Raw genomic sequence first — 3339 nt, forward strand, 5'->3', positions numbered from 1 at the left:
CAGCGCACCTCGACCAGGCGGGCGAAGGCGACGACATTGCCCGCATAGCCTTCCTGCTTGGAGAACCCCCCGCCGCAGGTGATGACCCGCAGTTCCGGCGCGCCCTTGGACGCGTAGACCCGGTCGCCGGGAAAGTTGTTCTTCTCGAACACCTCGACGCCGTAGATCTCGAACATCGCGGTCTTCCCGTCCTGCCGGGCCACCTCGACGCGATGCCCCTTCTTCAGGGCTCCGAGTCCGTAGAACACGGCGGGGCCCTGCTGGTTGTCGACATGGCCGACCACGACCGCGGTGCCCTTCTCGCCGGGGGTGACGGCACCGGTGAACCAGCCGGCCAGGTTGGGGTCCTCCGGCGGCGGTGCGCCGACCCAGCCGTCCGCGTCCAGGCCCACGGGGAGGATCGGCGCGTCGACCTGGATCGCCGGGATCCTGACCCGGTCCGGGAGGGAGTAGGGCAAGGGCGGTACGGTCCCGGCGAAGGTGCCACCGGGTACCCGGCTGTCCGCGGCGGCCGCCGTCGCCGGCTGTGGCGGGCCCTCGTCGAACTCCCCCGAACCGTTCCGGATGAGGGCGAGGCCGGTCAGCAGAACCAGCGCTATCACGCCCCACGGGGCGCGCTTCCTCGGCCGCGCCTCCTCTTCCGCCTGGGCCAGCTCGGACGCAGACATTCGCCATCCCCTCTCGACGCGGCCGTCGCCGTGTCAATCGCGCATATCCGAACGCTAAGTGGCACGTGCGGAACCGGCGACGGGGCGGGGGCGAACGGGTGGCCCCCGGACGGAAGGGGTGCCTCGGGGGCAGGAGGTGCGCCATCCGAGTTGCCGCCGCGAGGAAATTTCTGACGGCCCGTGACCTGCGGCGATATCCGATTGCGCGGTCTTCCCGCACCGCCTCCTCTCACCAGGACGGACCATTCCCGACATGCGGCTTGCGGCACGGCAACTGACTGTCTTTCTGGGAGGCGCTTTCTCGCCGATCGACCGGGGACGGGTCCCGGGGCGTCTTCCGCGGAGGTTCACATGCGTAACACTCGTGCCCTGGCGGTCGCCGGCGCAGCGGTCGCCGCCCTCGGCCTCTCCGCCCCCGCGGCCGCCGCGTGGGAGACGCCCAGCAACATCACCGCCCTGCCCAGCGTGATCGCCCGCGGCGGCCAGCTGACCATCTCGGTCGACGGCTGCCGCAACGGCGGCACGGCGACGTCCAGCGCGTTCTCGCCGACGCACCTGTCGCCCGTCCACGGTTCCAAGGAGAGGGCCCGGGGCACCGCCACCATCAACAGTGACGCCCGTCCGGGGCCGTACGACATCACGGTCGACTGCGGTGGCAGGAAGATGACCAAGCCGCAGGCCTTCACCGTCATCGGCGGTGTCCGCGGCGGTCTCGGCGGCAGCACCACCACCGGTGCGAGCCCGACCGACATGGCCATCGGCGGCGGTCTCGTGGCCGCGGCCGTCGTCGGCGGCGGCGTGTTCTGGATGCGCCGCCGGGCCGAGCGGCGCATCTGACGCCTCGCGCCGCGCTCCTTCGACGAGTCACCGCCTCGCACGTGAACGGTCTTCGCCCCGGCTCCCCCTCTTGAGGCTTCAGGGGAGCCGGGGCGAAGACCGTTCGGCCGTGGCGTCCGTCAGCCGGCGTCCTCGTCGGTGCGGCGGCGCGAGAAGTGGTAGGCGACGCCGAGTGACCCGGCGATCAGTGCGGCGCCGAGGCCGACCTCCTTGAGGTCGAACCCGGCGAAGGTGCCGCCCTCACCGGCGTGCACACCCTTGTGGGGGTGGCGCGTCGGGTGATGGGTGGGGTGGTGCGTCGGACGGCCGCCCGCGATCGTCAGGTGTGCGGTGCCGCTCGACTCGTCACACTCGAACTCCACGTCGTACACGGCGCCCGGCTTGGCGTCCCAGTCGACGACGGCCGTCGCCCAGGACTCCTCCGGCGGGATGGTGACCATGTCGAAGACAGGTGAGTTGACCGCCGCCTCCCCCTGGCACGCCTTGTTGCGGGTCACCCGCAGGGTGACCTCACCGCCCGCCGCCACGGTGGAGGGCATGACGCTGAAGCCGAAGTCGGTCCGGATCGCCGCGTCGGCGGCGGGCACGCAGGAGGTGAGGGCGCCGGCGCCCAGCAGTACGGCCGAAGCGAGGCATATCGCGCGCATGGTGAATCCTCCGGGTCCCGAGGAGCAGTCGCGGACCTGTTCCGCTCACGTCACACATGCACCTCGATGCCCGAAACGCTAAGAAGACGAGCGTGGTGGCGCGATCGCAGTAGGGCGAATGGGGCACAGGTGTGGGCCGCCCGGGGGAACACCGTTGACGCGGCCGGGGGACGGCGACGGTGTGTCGCGCGCCCCCGGCCGGTCTCCGTGCTGTGTGGCGCCGTCAGTCCCCGACGCCCGGGAAGAGGTTCAGGAACGGGTCCGCCGAGGCGGTCACGCCCCTGCTGTAGGGCGAGTCGAAGTCCCAGATCAGGAACAGCAGGAAGGCGATCAGCGCCGAGAACAGCGCGGCGAGGACCAGTTCGCGGGTGGTTCTGCGGATCTGCAGCGCGAAGATCATCCCGATGGTGACGACGGCCCCGGCGAACAGCCCGAACCACACCACCCCCGGCATGGTCTCCCCGGTCGACTCCGCCCGGGCGATCCGGGCCTGGTTCGCCGCGGTCACCTGGTCCAGCAGCGGCTGGTAGGCCTGCGCCTCGAAGTCCGTCGCCGGCTCGTAGTCGGTGACGTCCTGGCGGATCCGCTCGAAGAGCTCTGTGCCGCGCGGGGTGACCTCGCCCTTGTCGGCCATGGTGTCCCACTCGGTGGTCACGACATGGCTGACATACGTCCGGATGTCGTTCCGGATGCGGTCGCGTTCCTCGGCCGGATAGACCCGTACCCGCTCCGAGATCTCGTGCAGCGCGCTCGCCTCGGCCTGGACGTGGTCCTGCGCCGCGCTGCGCCCCTCCCATACACCGGCGATCGCCAGGCCCAGGACGATGGCGTAGACCACGCCGATCCACATCGTCATGTACTCGATGACGTCCGGGGTCTCACTGGGGTCCTCGTCGTCGGGCGCCGCGCGGTGGCGTACGAAGGTGATGATGACCACCACGGCACAGGCGGCCAGCATCGCGAGGGTGAGAACAAGCCATTCCGGCAAGAGGTACCTCCAGGGCTTGAGGGATCAGCGCGCGCGCAGCGCGGCGACGGCCACCACCGCGGGCACCGTGACGAGCAGGACGAAGGTGAGCGGCGACAGCGTGCCTTGCGCTCTCCGCGGCCGCGGGGGCACGGCGCGATAGCGCGGGTAGTGCACGGGCGTCGCGGACAGACGCGGCGCGGGGGCGGTGGTCGGCGGA

At 71.2% G+C, this 3339-nt stretch carries 4 protein-coding genes; 1 reads left to right on the top strand and 3 read right to left on the bottom strand.

The genetic code is table 11. The annotated features are described in order from the left end of the window. Positions 1 to 668: class F sortase (locus ABZ281_RS43310; RefSeq protein ID WP_356663641.1), on the bottom strand; the 668-nt coding region annotated here is incomplete at its 3' end. Positions 669 to 1019: 351 nt separating this feature from the next. Here ABZ281_RS43310 and ABZ281_RS43315 point away from each other — a divergent pair. Beyond that, complete coding sequence (locus ABZ281_RS43315; RefSeq protein WP_356663643.1) at positions 1020 to 1505, top strand: hypothetical protein; 486 nt, start codon at positions 1020 to 1022, stop codon at positions 1503 to 1505. 119 nt (positions 1506 to 1624) lie between these two features. On the opposite strand, the gene ABZ281_RS43320 is transcribed toward ABZ281_RS43315, so the two are convergent. Continuing rightward, complete coding sequence (locus tag ABZ281_RS43320; RefSeq protein ID WP_356663645.1) at positions 1625 to 2152, bottom strand: hypothetical protein; 528 nt, start codon at positions 2150 to 2152, stop codon at positions 1625 to 1627. Between the two features lie 223 nt (positions 2153 to 2375). Continuing rightward, positions 2376 to 3110 carry a DUF4239 domain-containing protein gene (locus tag ABZ281_RS43325; RefSeq protein WP_356663647.1) on the bottom strand — a complete coding sequence of 245 codons (735 nt, stop codon included), beginning with the start codon at positions 3108 to 3110 and terminating at the stop codon, positions 2376 to 2378. Between the last annotated feature and the right edge of the window lie 229 nt (positions 3111 to 3339).

Origin of the sequence: Streptomyces sp. NPDC006265, from assembly GCF_040613555.1 — a bacterium.
In the GTDB taxonomy this organism is placed as follows: domain Bacteria; phylum Actinomycetota; class Actinomycetes; order Streptomycetales; family Streptomycetaceae; genus Streptomyces.

Coding starts and splice junctions, on each gene's coding strand:
- ABZ281_RS43315 (WP_356663643.1), top strand. CDS start 1,020: ATGCGTAACACTCGTGCCCTGGCGGTCGCCGGCGCAGCGGTCGCCGCC.
- ABZ281_RS43320 (WP_356663645.1), bottom strand. CDS start 2,152: ATGCGCGCGATATGCCTCGCTTCGGCCGTACTGCTGGGCGCCGGCGCC.
- ABZ281_RS43325 (WP_356663647.1), bottom strand. CDS start 3,110: ATGCTGGCCGCCTGTGCCGTGGTGGTCATCATCACCTTCGTACGCCAC.